This window comes from Cellulomonas sp. P4_H12, assembly GCF_056400905.1.
In genome coordinates, this window is the sequence record NZ_JBFUKJ010000001.1 from 257,888 (window position 1) to 276,937 (window position 19,050).

Annotated in this window: 19 protein-coding genes; 12 read left to right on the forward strand and 7 right to left on the reverse strand. The window is 69.4% G+C overall.

Annotation, left to right across the window (positions count from 1 at the left end; translation table 11 throughout):
- The first annotated feature begins 210 nt into the window (after positions 1-210).
- The 3 genes from AC1DQC_RS01290 to AC1DQC_RS01300 are packed head-to-tail and all read left to right on the forward strand — an operon-like array spanning position 211 to position 1,484.
- Positions 211-672, forward strand: coding sequence for a MarR family winged helix-turn-helix transcriptional regulator (locus AC1DQC_RS01290; protein WP_477049421.1), 462 nt, complete (start codon positions 211-213; stop codon positions 670-672).
- Positions 669-1,145, forward strand: coding sequence for an NAD-dependent epimerase/dehydratase family protein (locus AC1DQC_RS01295; RefSeq protein WP_477049422.1), 477 nt, complete (start codon positions 669-671; stop codon positions 1,143-1,145). The genes AC1DQC_RS01290 and AC1DQC_RS01295 overlap by 4 nt, the downstream gene beginning before the upstream one ends.
- A gap of 48 nt (positions 1,146-1,193) precedes the next feature.
- Positions 1,194-1,484, forward strand: coding sequence for a hypothetical protein (locus AC1DQC_RS01300; protein WP_477049423.1), 291 nt, complete (start codon positions 1,194-1,196; stop codon positions 1,482-1,484).
- Positions 1,485-1,734: 250 nt separating this feature from the next.
- Here the strand turns inward: AC1DQC_RS01300 and AC1DQC_RS01305 are convergent, their stop codons facing one another.
- Positions 1,735-2,790, reverse strand: coding sequence for a LacI family DNA-binding transcriptional regulator (locus AC1DQC_RS01305; RefSeq protein WP_477049424.1), 1,056 nt, complete (start codon positions 2,788-2,790; stop codon positions 1,735-1,737).
- Between the two features lie 400 nt (positions 2,791-3,190).
- On the opposite strand from AC1DQC_RS01305, the gene AC1DQC_RS01310 reads away from it, so the two are divergent.
- The 6 genes from AC1DQC_RS01310 to AC1DQC_RS01335 all read left to right on the forward strand — a co-directional run bounded on the left by AC1DQC_RS01310 (position 3,191) and on the right by AC1DQC_RS01335 (position 9,460).
- The gene (locus AC1DQC_RS01310; RefSeq protein WP_477049425.1) at positions 3,191-4,246 is read left to right on the forward strand and encodes a LacI family DNA-binding transcriptional regulator; all 1,056 of its coding nucleotides are present in this window, start codon (positions 3,191-3,193) and stop codon (positions 4,244-4,246) included.
- A gap of 222 nt (positions 4,247-4,468) precedes the next feature.
- Positions 4,469-6,904, forward strand: a complete 2,436-nt coding sequence (locus AC1DQC_RS01315) for a glycoside hydrolase family 2 TIM barrel-domain containing protein (protein WP_477049426.1) — start codon at positions 4,469-4,471, stop codon at positions 6,902-6,904.
- 359 nt (positions 6,905-7,263) lie between these two features.
- On the forward strand, positions 7,264-7,692 hold the full coding sequence (locus AC1DQC_RS01320; RefSeq protein WP_477049427.1) for a MarR family winged helix-turn-helix transcriptional regulator: 429 nt from the start codon (positions 7,264-7,266) through the stop codon (positions 7,690-7,692).
- A gap of 97 nt (positions 7,693-7,789) precedes the next feature.
- The gene (locus tag AC1DQC_RS01325) at positions 7,790-7,969 is read left to right on the forward strand and encodes a hypothetical protein (RefSeq protein ID WP_477049428.1); all 180 of its coding nucleotides are present in this window, start codon (positions 7,790-7,792) and stop codon (positions 7,967-7,969) included.
- On the forward strand, positions 7,966-8,820 hold the full coding sequence (locus AC1DQC_RS01330; protein WP_477049429.1) for an SDR family oxidoreductase: 855 nt from the start codon (positions 7,966-7,968) through the stop codon (positions 8,818-8,820). Before AC1DQC_RS01325 ends, AC1DQC_RS01330 begins: the two co-directional genes overlap by 4 nt.
- A gap of 97 nt (positions 8,821-8,917) precedes the next feature.
- A complete protein-coding gene (locus tag AC1DQC_RS01335) occupies positions 8,918-9,460 on the forward strand; it encodes a GNAT family N-acetyltransferase (RefSeq protein ID WP_477049529.1) in 543 nt (180 codons plus the stop codon).
- A 125-nt stretch (positions 9,461-9,585) separates the two neighbouring features.
- Here AC1DQC_RS01335 and dnaB read toward each other — a convergent pair whose 3' ends face one another.
- Complete coding sequence (dnaB, locus tag AC1DQC_RS01340) at positions 9,586-10,965, reverse strand: replicative DNA helicase (protein ID WP_477049430.1); 1,380 nt, start codon at positions 10,963-10,965, stop codon at positions 9,586-9,588.
- A 326-nt stretch (positions 10,966-11,291) separates the two neighbouring features.
- Between dnaB and AC1DQC_RS01345 the strand changes: the two genes are divergently transcribed.
- On the forward strand, positions 11,292-12,653 hold the full coding sequence (locus AC1DQC_RS01345; protein WP_477049530.1) for an MATE family efflux transporter: 1,362 nt from the start codon (positions 11,292-11,294) through the stop codon (positions 12,651-12,653).
- Between the two features lie 54 nt (positions 12,654-12,707).
- Here AC1DQC_RS01345 and rplI read toward each other — a convergent pair whose 3' ends face one another.
- The 5 genes from rplI to AC1DQC_RS01370 all read right to left on the reverse strand — a co-directional run bounded on the left by rplI (position 12,708) and on the right by AC1DQC_RS01370 (position 16,981).
- Positions 12,708-13,157, reverse strand: a complete 450-nt coding sequence (rplI, locus tag AC1DQC_RS01350; protein ID WP_477049431.1) for a 50S ribosomal protein L9 — start codon at positions 13,155-13,157, stop codon at positions 12,708-12,710.
- A gap of 14 nt (positions 13,158-13,171) precedes the next feature.
- The gene (rpsR, locus tag AC1DQC_RS01355; RefSeq protein ID WP_028051084.1) at positions 13,172-13,408 is read right to left on the reverse strand and encodes a 30S ribosomal protein S18; all 237 of its coding nucleotides are present in this window, start codon (positions 13,406-13,408) and stop codon (positions 13,172-13,174) included.
- 77 nt (positions 13,409-13,485) lie between these two features.
- Complete coding sequence (locus AC1DQC_RS01360) at positions 13,486-14,022, reverse strand: single-stranded DNA-binding protein (RefSeq protein ID WP_477049432.1); 537 nt, start codon at positions 14,020-14,022, stop codon at positions 13,486-13,488.
- A gap of 74 nt (positions 14,023-14,096) precedes the next feature.
- Positions 14,097-14,390 (reverse strand): 30S ribosomal protein S6, encoded by a 294-nt coding sequence (gene rpsF / locus AC1DQC_RS01365; protein ID WP_034611334.1) that lies wholly within the window; start codon positions 14,388-14,390, stop codon positions 14,097-14,099.
- Positions 14,391-14,602: 212 nt separating this feature from the next.
- On the reverse strand, positions 14,603-16,981 hold the full coding sequence (locus tag AC1DQC_RS01370; RefSeq protein ID WP_477049433.1) for a transglycosylase domain-containing protein: 2,379 nt from the start codon (positions 16,979-16,981) through the stop codon (positions 14,603-14,605).
- Positions 16,982-17,278: 297 nt separating this feature from the next.
- On the opposite strand from AC1DQC_RS01370, the gene AC1DQC_RS01375 reads away from it, so the two are divergent.
- Entirely contained in the window at positions 17,279-17,929 is a 651-nt protein-coding gene (locus tag AC1DQC_RS01375; protein WP_477049434.1) for a PadR family transcriptional regulator, read from the forward strand.
- Complete coding sequence (locus AC1DQC_RS01380; protein WP_477049435.1) at positions 17,926-19,017, forward strand: inositol-3-phosphate synthase; 1,092 nt, start codon at positions 17,926-17,928, stop codon at positions 19,015-19,017. Before AC1DQC_RS01375 ends, AC1DQC_RS01380 begins: the two co-directional genes overlap by 4 nt.
- Positions 19,018-19,050 lie beyond the last annotated feature (33 nt).

Here is a 19,050-nt window from a genome sequence, read left to right on the forward strand (position 1 = left end):
GAGCGGGACATCACGGATCCTTCTGCTACGGACGCTGGGGGAACTGCGCTGTCCATCCTTCGCCGAGTCGATCCAGCACAGAATCCGGCCCGCACACGAGTTCGTGGTCCGGCAGGCACGAGTGCGAGCGGTGGGTTGGCCGCCGCGACTAGCCGGGCAAAGTAGCCGTGGCGCTTGACGGCTTGGTCAGGTACCTAACATACTTGTCTGGTGCCTAACGATGATGACGGCTTCGAGCTGGACATGCCGGGTGTGTGGGCGAAGAAGTACTTCCTGGCCAGCCGAGCTCTCATGGAAGCCGTGCTGCGTCCCTACGACCTGGGCAATACGCAGTGGTACGTCCTGTACCGGCTGAGCAACCAGGGCCTGATCAGTCAGCGGGAGCTCACGCGCGAGCTCGAGGTCGAGCGAGCGACGTTGAGCGCCGTGATCGCGGCCCTCGTGCGCAAAGGACTCATCGAACAAACCCCCGACCCGGTCGACCAGCGACAGAGGCTGCTCCGCATCACGGCCGCCGGTACAGCCCTGTGGGAGGTCCTTCCCGATCCAGCGGCTCTGATCGCCGAGGTCGCATTTGGCGGGGTCGACCCCGCCGACATCGCGACCATGAATCGCGTCCTGCGCGGCGCCACCACACGACTGATCGAACACAAGAAGGAAGCCCGATCATGACGATCCTCGTCACCGGCGCAACGGGCCTCGTCGGCCCGCGCCTCCTCACGCGGCTCACCGCAGCAGGCGTCGACTGCCGCGCTCTGGTCAGGCCCGGGAAGGAGCTCCCCGCGGGCGTCGAACGTGCGGAGGGCGACATCCTCGACCCAGATTCACTTCCCTCGGCAGTAGCGGGCATCACCGCGGTCATCCACCTCGCCGCCGTCTTTCGCACCCGCGACGAGGACCAGATCTGGACAGTCAACCGCGAAGGAACTCGCAACCTGATCGCCGCCGTCGAGCATGGCGCACCCGAGGCACGCTTTCTGCTCGCCAGCACCTCGAACGTCTACGACGCCGACAGTGCGCACCCCGGCCGCGAGACCGACACCGTGAGACCGACACTGGCCTACCCCGCCAGCAAGATCGAAGCCGAGAACCTGCTCCGCGCCAGCACGCTCACCTGGGGCATCTTGCGGCTCCCGTTCATCTAGGGCGACCAGGACGGACACCTCGAGTCGCTGCCCGAGCTGGCCGCCGGCATGGGCTGGCACCCCGCACGGAAGCTCAGCGTCATCCACCACGCCGACATCGCCACAGCCTTCACCCTCGCCCTCGCGGGCGCGTTCGACCGGCGCACTGTCAACATCGCCGACGAGTCACCTCTCACCGTCTACGAGATGTCCCAGATCGTCGGCTACGACTACCCCTCGTCCGCCGACCCTCTGGCCGAACCGTGGCAGGGCCAGATGGACGTGAGCCTGGCACGCAGCCTCGGCTTCACTCCCACCCTGAGCACCATCTACTCAGCCGCTCGAACCGGCGCCCTCTGATCCCGCACCGGGATTCCGGGTTCGAGGCCATGCCCCGTGTCGAGAGGCGGCGTGCAGCACTCTGGACCCATGGACGAACTGCTCGTCGTCATCGCGGCGGAGATCGCCCTCGAGCTGCGCGGCCGGTTCGCCAGCTGAGCGGGCCACCACTTCAGCGTCGACTCAGACCGGAGGCGACGCGGCGGTCGAGAACCGCCGGTCGACGGACTTGAGAATCCGGCCACACCGGTCACTCCTGTCACCACGCTCGCTACGGCCCGGGCGGCGGTGCACTCGTCGTCTCCCGGACGATGAGCTCGACGGGGACGTTCTCGTGACGGTGCTGCCGGCGCGGGTTCTCGATGGCGTCGATCAACAGCCCGACGCCGAGACTCGCCACGTGTGCGAGGTCCTGCCGCACGGTCGTGAGAGCTGTCGTCAGGAAGGACGACTCCGGCATGTCGTCGACTCCGACGACACTGACGTCCTGCGGGACCCTCCTGCCGGCCTCGCCGAACGCCCGCAGCAGGCCGACTGCCATCTGGTCGTTGGCGACGAAGACCGCCGTCACGGAAAGGTCGGTGGCGAGCTGCGCGCCGAGGTCGTAGCCCGACTGCGCAGACCAGTCCCCATGAAGGGGACTCGGAACCTCGGCGCCGGCCTCGGAGAGCACGTCGCTCCAGCCCTGCTGCCGCAACCCCGTCGAGCGCCAGCCCGACGGACCACCGAGATGGTGCACGGTGCGGTGGCCGAGCGCCAGGAGGTGCGCCGTCGCAACTCGACCGCCCGAGTACTGGTCTGCGTCCACGACGATCTCGTTGCTGGAGATCCCGTACGACCCCGACATGCTCAGGACCGGCAGGTCACCGAGAGCACCCAGGGCGAGCGCACCGAGCCCGGCGGGGTCATTGAGCACGATGGCGTCCACGCCCTGGTCGACAAGGTCACCGAACGAGCGCCTGATCGTCTCGGCGCCGCCCACGAAGGTGTTGATGACCGCCATGTCGTAGCGCGCTCCATGGATCGCGTGCTCGGCGGCGACCAGCAGCGACGAAGGCCCGAAGTCGAAGGAGCCGACCGAGAGCACCCCGATCGTCCGGCTTGGGCCGAGCACGGGGCTCCGGGCCACCCGGTTGGGACGGTAGCCGAGCATCACGATCGCCAGGCGCACTCGACGTCGGACGTCGTCGCCCACGTGCGGGTCGCCGTTGACGACTCGGGACACGGTCTCCGGCGACACGCGGGCGGCGCGGGCGACATCCATCGCCGCGACCGGGCGATGGGCGCGCGTGGCGCTTCGTGGGGCGGTGACGATGTCGTCACTCACGGGGCCTCATTTCGCCGGCGATGTCGGATGACCACGCAGTCGAGCGCAAGAGTGAAGGCGGCGCGGCGCCCCAGGTCGGTCGCCGTCATCTCGGCGGACCGTAAACGGCCGACGACTGCGCCGCCCTGCCAGGAGGAGCCGGCCGAGCGGCGCAGTCGTGAGGGGTCGGATCGCTGGTGCGGCTCTGCGATCCGGTGTGCACTGAGCATGGCTACGTAGCCATGGATCCGCAAGTCTTGTGATCGTTTCGTTACCCGGGAGCTCCCAGCAGCGTCGGTGAAGCAACGGCCGGGAGTGCATCCGGTATATGTTCTCGGTGGCTTCTTCCATCTGCCCTGCCGCGATGACTCGGCTTCTTCCCAGGCCACGGGCATCGTCGACCGTGAGCGGAGCGTGAGCTGTGTCCGTCGACTCCTCGTCGCCTGGTGTTCGCGGCCCGCGGTCCATCAGCGCAAGACGGGTCTCCGGCACTGATGTTGCTCGCGCGGCGGGGGTGTCCCAGAGGACCGTCTCGCGCGTCGTGACCGACGATCCGAGGGTGAGCCCGGAGGCCCGTCGCCGCGTCCAGGAGGCGATCGACGCTCTGGGCTACCGACCGAACAGCGCGGCGCGATCGGTGCGACTCGGCAGCACCCGGACCATCGGGCTCCTCACCGTCGGGAGCGCGGCCTACGGGCCGGCCTCGCTCACGATCGCGACCGAACGCGCAGTCAGCGATGCCGGATATGGGTTCCGCCTGGTGAACACGGTCGACGTGGACACCGAGTCGTTCGAGAACGGGCTGTCGTCACTTCTCGATCAGGGTGTCGACGCGGTCGTCGTCAACGAGCCCACGTCCACCTTTCGCTCCCGACGGCACGGCCTTGAGGTCCCGGTGCTCAGCCTGTCCGGCGTACTGAACCTGGCGGAGATCGAGCTCGTGGTCGAGAGCGACGAGACCGGGGGGATCGCCGAGGCTGTCAACCACCTGCTCGCGCTCGGGCACGAGACGGTGCACCACATCGCCGGTCCGAACGAGTGGCCGTCGTCGGTGCGCCGCCGGGAGGCGTGGCGCTCGGCGCTGGAGCACGCCGGGCGCCGTATCCCCGACGCACCCGAGGGAGACTGGTCGCCCTCGTCGGGCTATGAGGTGGGCCGCACCCTCGCAGCGCGCGCCGATGTCACGGCGGTCTTCGCCGCCAACGATCACATGGCATTCGGCCTGATCCGCGCGCTGCAGGACGCCGGCCGGAGCGTGCCGGAGGACATCAGCATCGTCGGGTTCGACGACGTGCCGGAGGCCGCATTCATGCCGCGTGCGCTGACGACCGTGCGCCAAGAGCTGACGGCGGCGGCAGTTCGCGGCGTCGAGCTGCTCATGGAGGTGCTCGATGGGCGCCGCGACCAAGGCACCGTCGAGAAGGTGCCGACCCACCTCGTGATCCGCGAGACCACGGCCGCCCCTCCTGCGCGCTGAGCAGGACGCGGGGGGGTGAGACGGGCCGTGCTGCACCTCGCTGCGCACCCGTCGCCAGCATCCGGGCTGGTTGACTCCGGCCGACTCAGATCACTAGGGTCGGCCGCGCTGGCTACGTAGCCATGCCCGCGGAGACCGCCGCCGGACGACTGCCGGCTCACAAGACCACCGGCCGGACGGCTACTCCTTCCGGTGGTGAGCACCGTCCGATCGGAGTCCCGCATGGCGCGCACGTCTTTCAACGATGCCTGGTCCTACCGCGCACCGCTCAGTGCGTTCGCGGCAGTGAACGGCGAGGACGCCACACCCACACCGGTCCGCCTGCCGCACGACGCGCTCCGAGACGCCGACCGCGCGGCGGACGTCCCGTCCAAGGGCGCCGGTGCGTACTACCCGACCGGTGCGTACTCCTACCTGAAGTCGTTCGACGTCCCCGCAGAGTGGGCCGGAAAGGTCGTCCGCCTCGAGATCGAGGGCGCGTACCGGCACGCGATGGTGTTCCTCAACGACGAGCTCGCCGGACATCGGGCCGACGGGTACGCGCGCTTCTTCGTCGACCTGACGCCGTACCTCCGGTTCGGTGACCGGAACACCCTGCGCATCGAGGTGCGGTCCGGCCAGGACTCGCGCTGGTACTCCGGTACGGGGCTGTACCGCCCGGTCTACCTGCACGTCGACGACCCGGTGCACATCGAGCCCGACGGCGTCCGCGTCAGCACGGTGCGTCTCGAGGACGACCGAGCCGTCATCGAGGTCGTCACGTCGGTCGTCAACCGCGGGCTGACCACCGGTGCGCTCACGGTCACCACGTCCATCACCGACCCCGCGGGGACACGGGTCGAAGGCGACGTCACGCCCCTGACGCTCGCGCCGGGGCGCACCGCCGTCGTGCGCCAACGCATGTACCTCTCCGATCCCCACCTGTGGAGCGTGAGCACGCCGGCCCTGTACGAGGCCCGCACCGACCTGGGCGACGCGGCCCAGGAGGTACTCACCACCTTCGGCATCCGCACGGTCACCGTCGACCCGCACCGGGGGCTACGGATCAACGGCGAGAGCGTGCTGTTGCGCGGCGCATGCATCCACAGCGACAACGGCCCGCTCGGAGCCGCGTCGATCGCCCGGGCGGAGGAGAGGCGCATCCAGCTGCTCAAGGCTGCGGGCTTCAACGCGATCCGCTCCGCACACAACCCGGCCTCCCCCTCGTTGCTCGACGCGTGCGACCGCCTGGGGATGCTCGTGATGGACGAGGCCTTCGACATGTGGACCCGCGGCAAGACGCCCTATGACTACGCGCTGGACTTTCCGCAGTGGTGGGGAGCCGACCTGCAGTCGATGGTCGCCAAGGACTACAACCACCCGAGCGTGATCATGTACTCGCTGGGCAACGAGATCGTCGAGGTGGGCACCCCGCACGGCGCAGCCCTGGCACGGGAGATGGCCGAGCACGTACGCAGCCTCGACCCCACCCGCCTGGTCACCAACGGCATCAACGCCGCGCTGGCCGTCCTCGACGACCTCCCGGCGATCCTGGCGAGCGAGCGCGGACTCAACGAGATGATGGCCGACGTCGGCCAGGGGATGCGGGCGATCGGGTCGTCCGAAGCGGTCACCCGGCGCACGGCCGAGTCGAGCTCCGTGCTCGACGTGCTCGGCCTCAACTACGCCGACGGCCGCTACGCCACTGATGCGGCGCTGTTCCCGCACCGCGTCCTTGTCGGCTCGGAGACCTTCCCCTCGCAGATCGGGACGCTCTGGCCGCTGGTCCTGGCCCATCCGCACGTCATCGGAGACTTCACGTGGACCGGCTGGGACTATCTCGGCGAGGTCGGCATCGGCGCCACGGCCTACCAGGAGGATCCCGATGCCGCGCCCGGACTCGAGCGTGAGTACCCGTACCTCACTGCCTGGTGCGGCGACCTGGACATCACCGGGTGGCGCCGACCGGTCTCCTACTACCGGGAGATCGTCTTCGGCCTGCGCACCGAGCCCGCCATCGCCGTGCTCCGCCCCGAACGGCACGGCCACACCGTCTCCATGCAGTCCCCGTGGGCATGGAGCGACTCGGTCTCCTCCTGGACCTGGCCGGGCTTCGACGGCAGCCCTGTGACCGTCGAGGTCTACGCAGACGCCGACGAGGTCGCCCTCCTGCTGGACGGGACCGAGGTGGCGCGCGAACCCGTGGGCGCCCGGCGCCCCATGCTCGCGTCCCTCGAGACCGTCTACCGCCCGGGCGAGCTGGTGGCCGTCTCCTACCAGGCGGGCGTCGAGACCGGCCGCACCTCGCTGGTCTCCGCGTCGGGCCCCACCACCTTGACCGTCACCGCCGATCGGACCGAGCTGCGGGCCGACGACACCGACCTCGCCTACCTCGCCATCGAGCTGCGCGACGCGAACGGCGTCCTGGTCACCGGCGCCGACCAGCCGATCACCGTGAAGGTCAGCGGCGCGGGCGAGCTGGTCGCCTTGGGCTCCGGCAATCCGACGACGATCGAGCGCTTCGACGCCCCGACACGCACGACCTTCGACGGTCGTGCCCTCGCGGTGGTCCGCCCGACCGGCCAAGGGGCCATCGAAGTCACCGTCACCAGCGACGGGATGGAGCGGGTGGTCGTCGCTCTGGACGCGCGGACAGCGACGCTCGTAGTCGGCGACTAGGTGTACTCGGCCAGACGTCGGTGGCTCATGCTCACGCCCGTCGCCATGCGCGTGGACGCCGGCTGTTGATCGACCGCGTCGTGCTCACGGTCGCCCACGTTGCCGGCCATCTCCCGGTAGACCCGTTGCCGGTGGGTGCTGTCGTGATGCAGGACGGATTGCCCGACGGCGCGCGTCGTACCCTGACCGATTGCCTCTCGCGCCGGCCGGGCGGTCGGTGTCCGAGCAGTTGGCTTCGTTCTGGGTCTGAGGACCGCCCGCCAGGCGGCCCGGGCAGCAGGCGAGTCGGTCAGCTGCCCGGAGCTGCGCGACTTAGATCACCGGGAATATAGTTTCAAAAGCGTCTAGTTAGCGTGGTCATGGACCTCTTCGACTCCCTCGTGCGCTACGAGACCTACCTGTGGAACGAGCTCGACGACCGCCTCCGCGATGCGGGCTCGATATCGCTGGGAACGCTGTTCGCACTGCGGGTGATCCGCCGACATGAGGGTTCCTGCCGGGTGCAGGAGCTGCGATCCGAGCTCGGCATCACGGTGGGCGCGGCGAGCAAGCTGGTGGACCGCCTGGAGCGCGATGGCCTCGCGGTGCGCACAGCCCACCCGACCGACCGACGCTCCTCGCTGGTCGCGTTGACGCGGGCCGGCGACACCGCTCACGACGACGGTGTGGCGCTGGTTGACGCGGCTCTCACAGAGCACTTCGAGGGCATCGACCTGGGCGAGATGACGTCCACCCTCAACGTGCTGTTGGGGCGGCTCAAGTCCCCGCTCGCGGCGGTGTCTGCGTGAGCGCGCGATGCACGATGCGCGCCGCCTTCGACAAGATCGCCCAGGCGCACCCCGACTTGGAGGTCGGGACGATCGCCGGGAAGGCAGTGGTGGTCCTGTGATCCCGCTCGAGATCTTCACCGCCCGCGCCCTGGCTGATCGCGAGACACGGTCCACCCAGAGCAGCCCAGCCGGCGGGCATCTTCTCCGCATCGTGGCCCGGCTCACGGCACGCAGCATCGCCCGACCTGATCCGCGAACCATCGACACGAAGCCGACCGAAGGAGCCCTCCCGTGAGCCAGCCCACCATCGCCGTCACCGGCGCGACCGGCCACATCGGCGGGCTCGTCGCCGCACATCTGGACACCGCCGGCCGCGAGCAGCGGCTGCTCGTACGCGACCCAGCCAGTCCGCGACTGCCGCAGCTCCCGTCCGTCACCGAGGTCGCCCGCATCGACTACGCCAACCAGGACCTGTCCCAGGCGGCGCTGCAGGGTGTCGAGGTGCTGTTCATGGTCTCCGCGCACGAGAGCCCCACCCGCACCGCCGAACACGCCGCCTTCATCGACGCGGCGGCCGCCGCCGGCGTGCGGCACGTCGTCTACACCTCGTTCGCCGCGGCAGCGCCTGACGCGACGTTCACCCTGGCCCGCGACCACTACGCGACCGAGGAGCACCTGCTGGCGTCCGGCATGGCGTGGACGTTCCTGCGCGACACCTTCTACATCGACTTCATGGAGCAGCTCGTCGGCACGGACGGCGTCATCCGTGGCCCGGCCGGCAGCGGGAGGTGCGCGATCGTCGCTCGCGCCGACGTCGCCCGCGTCGCAGCCACGGTGCTCCTGGACCCCGACGCCCACGCCGGCAACACCTACGACCTCACCGGGCCGCAGGCGCTGTCGCTGGCCGATGTCGCCCGCATCATCAACGACGTCCGCGGCCGCACCGTCACGTTCCACGACGAGACGATCGAGGAGGCCTACGCCTCCCGCGCCTCCTACGGCGCCCCGCCGTGGCAGCTCGACGCCTGGGTCAGCACCTACACCGCCATCGGCAGCAACGTCATGGCCGACCCGACAGACGCCGTCGAGCGGATCACTGGCACCCCGCCGACCAGCCTCGACGACTTCCTCCGGGGCGGCGGATGACGCCTGCATCGCACTCAACCCCCGACATCATCACGGCGGCGGAAAGTGGCATGCGATGCAGGTGCCCAGGCTTTCAGGTTCGCTAACCTGTCGGGGCATGGCAGAGCTTGGGCGCGTGACGTGGCCACCGGGAATTATCGCGACCGACCGACTTCTGCTCCGGCCGCCGGAGGCGCGCGATCGTGCGGCATTCGTCGAGCTCTACACGTCACCCGAGGTCGGGACCTACACGGGCGGATCACGATCGCGTGAGGCGGTCGAGCACGCGCTACCCACGGCTCCGCAGGGGCGTCCCGGTCAATTCGTGATCGACGTCGACGGATCGATGGTCGGGATCGTTCAGCTCGAACGCCGGGACCTCGACTACGAGGTTCGCCAGGCGGCCGGCAAGGTGGACCTTGGGTACCTCCTTCTCCCGGAGGCGTGGGGACGGGGATACGCCACCGAAGCTGGCGGAGCCGCACTCAGCTGGTTCGCCGGCGCACTGCCGGGTGAAGCCGTCGTCCTCATCACCCAGACCGCGAACGTGCCGTCGATGCGCGTGGCCATGAGGCTGGGGTTTGTCGAGGTCGAGCGGTTCGAGGCATACGACGCCGAGCAGTGGTTCGGCAGGTGGATCCCGCACGCGGCGACCGGCTGAGCTTCACGAACCTGGTCCGCACGTGGGACAACACTCCGGCGGCTTCCAACCCGGACAGGTCGGGTCGTCGAACTACGAGACCCGAATAGTCAACGCATCTTGCATCTCGACACGAGCAGGACCGATTACGCCTGCATGTCCACGAAGCGCGAGTAGTGACCCTGGAACGCCACGACCAGGGTGTCGGTCGGCCCGTTTCGGTGCTTGGCGACGATGACGTCGGCTTCGCCCGCGCGCGGGGACTCCTTCTCGTAGGCGTCCTCGCGGTGCAGCAGGATGACGATGTCGGCGTCCTGCTCGATCGAGCCCGACTCGCGCAGGTCGCTCATCTGCGGCCGCTTGTCGGTGCGCTGCTCGGCGCCACGGTTCAGCTGCGAGATGGCGATGACCGGGACCTCGAGCTCCTTGGCCAGCAGCTTGAGGGCACGGGAGAATTCCGAGACCTCCTGCTGGCGGGACTCGACGCGCTTTCCCGAGGACATCAGCTGCAGATAGTCGATGACGACGAGCTTCAGGTCGTGCTTCTGCTTGAGCCGCCGGCACTTGGCCCGGATCTCCATGAGGGACATGTTCGGCGAGTCGTCGATGAACAGGGGCGCCTCGGAGATCTTCCCCATCGTGGCGGCGATCTTGGCCCAGTCGTCCTCGCCCATCTGACCGTTGCGCAGCTTCTGCAGGTGCACCCGCGCCTCGGCGGACAGCAGACGCATGGTGATCTCGTTGCGGCTCATCTCGAGGGAGAAGACGACGGACGTCAGGCCGTGCTTGATGGACGCCGACCGGACGATGTCGATGCCCATCGTCGACTTGCCGATGGCCGGACGCGCCGCGAGGACGATCATCTGTCCCGGGTGTAGGCCGTTGGTGAGCCGGTCGAGGTCCGAGAACCCGGTGGGGACGCCGATCATGCCCTCGCCGCGGTGACCGGCCGCCTCGATCTCGTCGACCGCGCCCCCGATGATGTCGCCGAGGATCATGTAGTCCTCGGACGACCGGCGCTCGGTGACCGCGTACACCTCGGCCTGGGCGTTGTTGACGATCTCGTCGACGTCGCCGCCGTCCGTGCCGTAGCCCAGCTGGACGATCCGGGTGCCGGCCTCGACCAGCTTGCGCAGCACCGAGCGCTCGCGGACGATCCGGGCGTAATAGCCGGCGTTCGCGGCGGTGGGGACCGACGAGATGAGCGTGTGCAGGTAGGGCGCCCCGCCGACGCGCTGGATCTCGCCGCGCTTGGTCAGCTCGTCCGCGACCGTGATGGCGTCCGCCGGCTCGCCGCGGCCGTAGAGGTCGATGATCGCGTCGTACACGACCTCGTGCGCGGGGCGGTAGAAGTCGGTGCCGCGGATCTGCTCGACGACGTCGGCGATCGCGTCCTTCGAGATCATCATGCCGCCGAGCACGCTGCGCTCGGCGTCGAGGTCCTGGGGCGGGGTGCGGTCGTAGCCGCCGCCACCACCGCGTCCGGTGCCCGACGGCGCGCCGTACTCGAGCTCCTCGATCGTCATCTGGTCCCCATCATCGTCGTTCGAACTCATGTTCCATGGGGGGTCTGACATCCGCGCCCACACGAGCCTCCCCGCACAGATCGGGGCCTCGCACTCGCGACGTTAGGGGTCCGCGCCCGCTCCACCAAACGCCGGAATCGGCCTGTGGGAAACGCGGCACACATCTGTGGGGCCGTCTGGGGAGATCTGTGGAGCACGCCTCGCCTACTGTGAGTGGACCTGTGGATCGTGACCGAATTTATCCACAGGCCGTGGACAGTCATGTGGACGGCGATGCGAATCTCGGCGGAGATCTGCGCGTCACCCGCGCAAACGCTGTGCACGTGCTGTGGACGCGAGAAGGGTTGGCCGAGATTTCATCTGTCGGACACCGATCCCCGGGCGTGGACCGGCAGATACTCGCGCTCGCCCTGCCGGCGCTCGGTGCGCTGGTCGCCGAGCCCCTCTTCGTGCTCGTCGACTCCGCCGTCGTCGGCCACCTGGGCACCGCCCCGCTGGCCGGTCTTGCGCTCGCCTCGACCGTGCTGGTGACGGTCGTGGGCCTGTGCGTCTTCCTGGCGTACGCCACCACCGCCGCGGTCGCGCGACGCCTCGGTGCCGGTGACCAGGCCGGTGCGCTGCAGGTCGGCGTCGACGGGATGTGGCTCGCGCTGGGCCTCGGGATCGTGCTGGCGGCGGCCACCTGGCTCGGCGCCCCGTGGCTGGTCGAGGCGCTGGGCGCGACCGGCGAGGTCGCCGAGCAGGCCGTCATCTACCTGCGCTGGTCGTCGCCCGGTCTGCCCGGGATGCTCTTGGTCCTCGCGTCCACGGGTGCGCTGCGCGGCATGCTGGACACGCGCACACCCCTCGTCGTCGCCTCCACCGGAGCGGTGGTGAACGCGGTGCTCAACGTCGTGCTCGTCTACGGCGTCGGCATGGGCATCGCCGGTTCCGGGCTGGGCACGGCGCTGACGCAGCTCGCCATGGCGGTCGCACTGACCGTGGTCGTCGTCCGCGGCGCACGCGGCGCCGGCGCGCAGCTGCGCCCCGCGGCCGGCGGGATCTTGGCGAACGCGCGCGCCGGCACGCCGCTGTTCGTCCGTACCCTGTCGCTGCGCCTCGCGATCCTGCTCACCGTCTGGGTGGCCACCGGCCTCGGCGCCGTCGAGCTTGCGGCGCACCAGGTGGTCGCCGCGGTCTGGGGCCTGGCCGCCTTCGCGCTCGACGCCCTGGCCATCGCCGCGCAGGCACTCGTCGGCCACGCCCTCGGTGCCGCAGACGTCCCGCGCGTCCGAGCGCTGCTGCGCCGCACGCTCCAGTGGGGCGTCGGGGCGGGCGCCGCGCTCGGCCTCCTCGTCGGCGGGCTCTCGTGGGCCTACGTGCCGCTCTTCACCGCCGACGACGACGTCCGCCACGCCGCCGTCGCCGCGCTCGTCGTCGCCGCGCTGACCATGCCGATGGCCGGCTGGGTGTTCGTGCTGGACGGCGTGCTCATCGGCGCCGGTGACGGCCGCTTCCTCGCGTGGGCGGGCATGGGCACGCTCGTGGTCTACGTGCCGTTCGCGCTGGCCGTCCGCGAGACCGCACCGCCGGGGGCGGCAGGGCTCGCGTGGCTGTGGGCGGCGTTCGCCGGAGTATTCATGCTGGCCCGCGCGGTGACCACGGGCTGGCGTGCACGCGGCACCGCCTGGATGGTGACCGGCGCATAGGAGAAGCGCCCCGCTCCCACGAAGGGAGCGGGGCGCTTCTCAGGACTGCTCAGCTCAGGCTGCGACGACCTTGACGGTCACCGTCGCGGACACGTCTGCGTGCAGACGGACCGACACCTGGTACTCGCCGAGGGCCTTGATCGGCTGACCGATCTCGACCTTCCGCTTGTCGATCTGCGGGGCGCCCGACTTCTTGACCGCGTCAGCGATCTCGGCAGTCGTGACGGCACCGAACAGACGGCCCGACTCGCCGGCCTTGGCCGACACGACGACCGGCTTGCTCTGCAGCGAGTCGCGGATCGCCTTGGCGTCGTCGAGCGTCGCGATCTCGCGGGCCTTGCGGGCCTTGCGGATCGCGGTGACGTCCTTCTCGGCGCCCTTGGTCCAGGGCGTCGCCAGGTTGCGCGGGACGAGGAAGTTCCGGGCGTACCCGTCCTTCACCTCGACCACGTCACCGGGCTCACCGAGACCGGTGACCTCGTGGGTCAGGATGATCTTCGCCATGATGGTCCCCTTTCTCAGCGCGCCGACGACGAGTACGGCAGGAGAGCCATCTCGCGGGCGTTCTTGACGGCACGCGCGATCGCGCGCTGCTCCTGGACGGACACACCGGTCACCCGGCGAGCGCGGATCTTCCCGCGGTCGGAGATGAACTTGCGCAGCAGCGCAGTGTCCTTGTAGTCGACGACGTCGATCTTCGCCGCCTTGAGCGGGTTCTGCTTCTTCTTCGGCTTACGGACCACGGCCTTGGCCATCGTGGTGCTCCTTGTCTGCTGGAGCCCTGGGCGTTGCCGTGCCCAGGGATGGGGAATGTCTGAGTGTCAGGCGCCGATCAGAACGGGGGCTCGTCGGAGTAGCCGCCGCCGGACCCACCTGCGGGCGTCGCCCACGGGTCGTCCTGCTGGCTGCTGCCGCCGCCGGAGCCACCGAATCCGCCGCCACCGCCACCGTTGCTGAAGCCGCCGCCGCCCCCGCCGCCGAAGCCACCGCCGCCGCCACCCGAACGCTGGGTCCGGGTGACCTTGGCCGTGGCGTAGCGCAGGGACGGGCCGACCTCGTCGACCTGGAGCTCGTACACAGTGCGCTTCTCGCCCTCGCGGGTCTCGTAGGAGCGCTGCACGAGCCGGCCGGTCACGATGACGCGGGTGCCCTTGGTGAGCGACTCGGCGACCGACTCGGCCGCCTCCCGCCAGATCGAGCAGCGGAGGAACAGCGTGTCGCCGTCCTTCCACTCGTTGCTCTGGCGGTCGAACGTACGGGGGGTGGACGCGACGGTGAAGTTCGCGACGGCAGCCCCCGAAGGGGTGAAGCGCAGCTCGGGATCCCCGGTCAGGTTCCCGATCACCGTGATGACGGTCTCACCGCTCATGCCCAGCTCCTCGTTCGTTCGATCAGTCGGTTGATGTGGAGCCGCACGCTACGTGCAGCCACCCACAAGAGAGATCAGGCGTCGGCGCGCAGGACCTTGGTCCGCAGGACGACCTCGTTGAGGCCGAGCTGGCGGTCGAGCTCCTTGGCGGTCGCGGGCGTCGCGTGGAAGTCGATGACGGCGTAGATGCCCTCGGACTTCTTCTGGATGTCGTACGCAAGACGACGACGGCCCCAGATGTCGACCTTGTCGACAGTGCCACCGTCGGTCTTGACGACCGTCAGGTACTTGTCGAGCGACGGAGCAACGGTGCGCTCCTCGATCTCGGGGTCAAGGATGATCATGAGTTCGTACTGACGCAGGCTCATACCCACCTCCTCTGGTCTTCGCGGCCACGGTCGATCCGTGGCAGGAGGGTGTGTGCGTCGCTGTGCGGAGAAGAGCCGTCCATGACGACGGTCCGCTCCGAGCACAGCAATCTCCAAGGCTACCCGGCCGGGGGCCACCGCCGAAATCGGCTGTGGACGGACGGGCACCCGGAAGTTCCGGCGAGGAGCGGCGGACCGCTCCTCGCCGTGGATCAGGGGGTCGGCGCCGGTGTCGGCGCCGGCGTCGCGGGCGGGGGCGCCTGGGTGGGCTGCGCCTTCGGTCCGCTGGAGACGACCAGCGTCACGCTGCTGCCCGGCGCGAGGGACGCGCCCGAGCCCGGATCGGTGCGGATGACCCGACCGACCGTCACCGTGTCCGACTGCTCGGAGACGACGTTGGCGCTGAGGCCGGCGTTCACGACGTTCGCGGTCGCGTCGGCCTCCAGCTTGCCCTCGAGCCCGGACGGCACGGTGGCCTGCGCGGGCGCTTCCTGAGTCGGCTGCTCCGTCGGGGCGGCCGTCTCGGTCGGCGCCTCGCTCGGCGCCGCGGACGGCTTGCTGCCGACGTTGGCTCGCGGCGGGAAGTCCACCACGGCCGAGTACTGCGGCTGCGCGAAGACGTCCTTCATGTACGACTGCCAGAGGAATGCCGGCCAGGTGGCGCCGGTGACGTACTTGACCTTGCCGATCTGTTCGATCGACTCCTGCGACTTGCCGTCCTCACCGATCTGGCTCAACGACACCTCGGTCGCGATGTTGGGCGTGAACCCCACGAACCAGGCGGCCTTGTTGTCCTGCGTGGTCCCGGTCTTGCCCGCGATCGGGCGGTCGAGCGGCTTGATCCACTGCTTGCCCGACCCCTTCTGCACGACCTGCGTCATCGCGTAGGTGGCGTCGGCCATCACGTCGGGCGCGAACGCCCGCTCCGTGGGGTCCTTGTGCTGGAAGGCGACCGAGCCGTCGGGGTTGTTCACGGTCCGGACGATGTACGGGTCGACGCGCGTGCCGCCGGACGCGATGGTGGCGTATGCGCCGACCATCTCGATGGGCTTGACGGTCTCCGTGCCGAGCACGTTCGCGCGGTTGGTGTCGACGGGCGCGGTGAGGCCGGCTCGCTCCGCGACCGCGGCCGTCTTGTCCGGACCGACCTGCAAGTTCAGCTGGGCGTACACGGTGTTGACCGACTGCGCGGTGGCCTCGACGAGGTCGATCTTCCCGAACTGCTCGTTGCTGAAGTTGTTGACCTTCCAGTCTCCGAACTCCTGGGGCGTGCGACCGCTGAACCGGGTGTTCAGACCCACCCCCTGCTCGAGGCCCGCGATGAGCGCGAACGGCTTGAACGTCGACCCCGGCTGCACGTTGTCGTACGTCACCGTGTTGCGCTGGTCCGTCAGGTAGTCGGCGCCCCCGTACAGCGCGACGATCGCGCCGTCCTTGGGGTCGACCGAGCTGATGGACACGCGGGTTCGGGGGTTGGGCACCGCACCGTTCAGCTCCGGCAGCGAACCGGCCAGGAAAGCCTTCGCATTGGTCTCCGCGGAGGCCTGAAGCGGCTGCTGGATCGTCGTGACGATGCTGTAGCCGTTGCGATTCAGCTCATCGCGCGTGATCCCGTACGGCGGCTTCTCCAGCTCGTCGATGACCATCTGCAGCAAGTACCCGTTGGTCCCGCGCATGGTCTCGCTCGGCTGGTAGTCGATGGTCGCCGGGAAAGTCATCGCGGCCCGCGCGGTCGGGTCCACCCAGCCCTGCTCCTCCATGGAGTCGAGCACGATGTTCCAGCGCGCCTCGGCCTTGGCCGGGCTGACCTTGGGGTCCCAGTTGTTCGGGGACGGGATGATGCCGGCGAGCATCGCCGACTGCTCGACCGTCAGGTCGGCGGCGTTGACGCCGAAGTACGCCTGCGCCGCGGCCTGGATGCCGTAGGAGTCGCGGCCCCAGTAGATCGTGTTGAGGTAGCCGTCCATGATCTCGGCCTTGGACTGGCTCTTCGCGATCTTGATCGCGAGCAGCGTCTCCTTGAACTTGCCGACGTAGTCGGTCGTCGTCTTGTCGACGTAGTACCGCTCCACGTACTGCTGCGTGAGGGTCGACCCGCCCTGGGTCGCGCCGCCGCGCACGTTGTTCAGGAACGCGCGGCCCATGCCCGTGATCGAGACGCCGCTGTTGTTGGTGAAGAACGTCTTGTCCTCGGCCGCGGCGACGGACTGCCCCACGTACGCGGGAATCGCCGTGGTGTCGACGATCTGGCGCTTCTGCATCGCGAACGTGCCCATGACCGGGCCCGGCTGCCCGTCGGCACCGTTCGCGAAGTAGACGGTCGTCGTCTGCGCGCTCGTGTCGTCGGCCGGGCTCGGCACCTTTGTGTACGCGTAGGCGCCGACGACCGCGCCGACGCCGAGGAAGCCGACGCCGAGGATCGTGCCCAGCACCACGCGCCACGAGGGCAGCCAGCGGTGCAGGCCGTGGAAGCCGGTGCGCGGGTAGTCGAAGAAGCGTCGCTTGGGGGCGCTGCTGCGCGACGAGGACGTCGAGCCACGGGGCGCACTGCGCTTGCCGCGGGCGGGAGCCCTCCGATTCGTGCCTGCCAACGCGCTGCCTTCCGTTCGACGACTGTGGGGGCCGGGCGCCCGGATCCGGGCAGGCCTCGGCCGCGACGCCCAGTATGGGGGACCCCTCTGTGCCTCGCAGGGGACCGAAGGGCCTGTTGCGGCGAGCCTTCACACGATCGGCACCGCGCCCGCCGACACCCGCCGCACAGCCGCTCGCAGAGGTGACGCCCGTCACCGCCAGCGGGTCGGACTTGCTCGGTTCGTCGTTCTCGACATACTCTCCGGATGTATCGAGTTGATACATCGACTCCACCAACATCCTGAGGAGGTGCCCCCGTGCGCGGTCGTTCCGACGTGCTCGAGCCGGCCATCCTCGGGCTGCTGCACGAGTCCCCGATGCACGGGTACGAGCTGCGCAAGCGCCTCAACCTGGTGCTCGGCTCGTTCCGGGCACTCTCCTACGGCTCGCTGTACCCCTGCCTCAAGTCGCTGGTCGACCGCGGCTGGATCCAGGGCACCGAGTCGGTCGTCGCGCCCCACACCGTGGCGTCCAAGCGCGCCCGCATCGTCTACCAGCTGACCGCGGACGGCAAGGAGCACCTCCAGCAGGTGCTCGCGTCGTCCGGACCGGCCACCTGGGAGGACGAGAACTTCGACGTCCGGTTCGCCTTCTTCGGGCAGACCGACGCCGAGACCCGCCTCCGGATCCTCGAGGGTCGGCGCACGCGCCTGACCGAGCGTCTCGAGACGGTCCGCCAGTCCTTCGCCCGCACCCGCGAGCGCATGGACGAGTACACCCTCGAGCTCCAGCGGCACGGCCTCGAACAGGTCGAGCGTGAGGTCCGCTGGCTCGACGGGCTGATCGACAACGAGCGTGGCCTCCGCCGCACCCGTCCTGCAGGCACCGGTCGTCCGGCCGTTGCTGACACACCCGCTGGGGACGACGACGTCGCCCCCGCGCGAACCACCGAGAAGGAGCGAGGATGACCTCCATCCGCGTCGCCATCGTCGGCGTCGGCAACTGCGCCGCGTCGCTCGTCCAGGGCGTGCACTACTACGCCGACGCCGACCCGAGCAGCACCGTGCCGGGCCTCATGCACGTGCAGTTCGGCGACTACCACGTGCGCGACATCGAGTTCGTCGCCGCGTTCGACGTCGACGCGAAGAAGGTCGGCTTCGACCTGTCCGAGGCCATCGGCGCCTCGGAGAACAACACCATCAAGATCGCCGACGTCCCGCCGCTCGGCGTGACCGTCCAGCGCGGCGTGACCAACGACGGTCTCGGCAAGTACTACCGCGAGACGATCACCGAGTCGGACGCGGAGCCGGTCGACATCGTCGCCGCCCTGCGCGAGGCCCAGGCCGACGTCCTCATCTGCTACCTGCCCGTCGGGTCGGAGATCGCGGCGAAGTACTACGCGCAGTGCGCGATCGACGCCGGTGTCGCGTTCGTCAACGCCCTCCCCGTCTTCATCGCGTCCGACCCGGTGTGGGCCGCGAAGTTCGAGGCTGCCGGCGTCCCGATCGTCGGCGACGACATCAAGTCGCAGGTCGGCGCCACCATCACGCACCGCGTCCTCGCGAAGCTGTTCGAGGACCGCGGCGTCGTGCTGGACCGCACGTACCAGCTGAACGTCGGCGGCAACATGGACTTCAAGAACATGCTCGAGCGTGAGCGCCTGGAGTCCAAGAAGCTCTCCAAGACCCAGGCCGTGACCTCCAACCTGACCGGCCCCCTGGGCGGCAAGAAGGAGGACCGCAACGTCCACATCGGCCCGTCGGACTACGTCGCCTGGCTCGACGACCGCAAGTGGGCCTACGTCCGCCTCGAGGGTCGCGCGTTCGGCGAGGTGCCCCTGAACCTCGAGTACAAGCTCGAGGTCTGGGACTCGCCCAACTCGGCCGGCATCATCATCGACGCCCTGCGCGCCGCGAAGATCGCCAAGGACCGCGGCGTCGGTGGCCCGATCCTGTCGGCCTCGACGTACTTCATGAAGTCCCCGCCGGTCCAGATGGAGGACACCCTGGGCCGCGCCCAGCTCGAGGCCTTCATCAACGGCGAGAACGAGCGCTGAGCTTCCTGATCTGACGACGAAGGCGCGCATCCC

Excerpts from the sequence above, each read along its gene's own strand:
- AC1DQC_RS01295 (WP_477049422.1), top strand. The coding sequence starts at position 669 with ATGACGATCCTCGTCACCGGCGCAACGGGCCTCGTCGGCCCGCGCCTC.
- AC1DQC_RS01300 (WP_477049423.1), top strand. The coding sequence starts at position 1,194 with ATGGGCTGGCACCCCGCACGGAAGCTCAGCGTCATCCACCACGCCGAC.
- AC1DQC_RS01315 (WP_477049426.1), top strand. The coding sequence starts at position 4,469 with ATGGCGCGCACGTCTTTCAACGATGCCTGGTCCTACCGCGCACCGCTC.
- AC1DQC_RS01320 (WP_477049427.1), top strand. The coding sequence starts at position 7,264 with ATGGACCTCTTCGACTCCCTCGTGCGCTACGAGACCTACCTGTGGAAC.
- AC1DQC_RS01335 (WP_477049529.1), top strand. The coding sequence starts at position 8,918 with ATGGCAGAGCTTGGGCGCGTGACGTGGCCACCGGGAATTATCGCGACC.
- dnaB (WP_477049430.1), bottom strand. The coding sequence starts at position 10,965 with ATGACGATCGAGGAGCTCGAGTACGGCGCGCCGTCGGGCACCGGACGC.
- rplI (WP_477049431.1), bottom strand. The coding sequence starts at position 13,157 with ATGGCGAAGATCATCCTGACCCACGAGGTCACCGGTCTCGGTGAGCCC.
- rpsR (WP_028051084.1), bottom strand. The coding sequence starts at position 13,408 with ATGGCCAAGGCCGTGGTCCGTAAGCCGAAGAAGAAGCAGAACCCGCTC.
- AC1DQC_RS01360 (WP_477049432.1), bottom strand. The coding sequence starts at position 14,022 with ATGAGCGGTGAGACCGTCATCACGGTGATCGGGAACCTGACCGGGGAT.
- rpsF (WP_034611334.1), bottom strand. The coding sequence starts at position 14,390 with ATGAGCCTGCGTCAGTACGAACTCATGATCATCCTTGACCCCGAGATC.
- AC1DQC_RS01380 (WP_477049435.1), top strand. The coding sequence starts at position 17,926 with ATGACCTCCATCCGCGTCGCCATCGTCGGCGTCGGCAACTGCGCCGCG.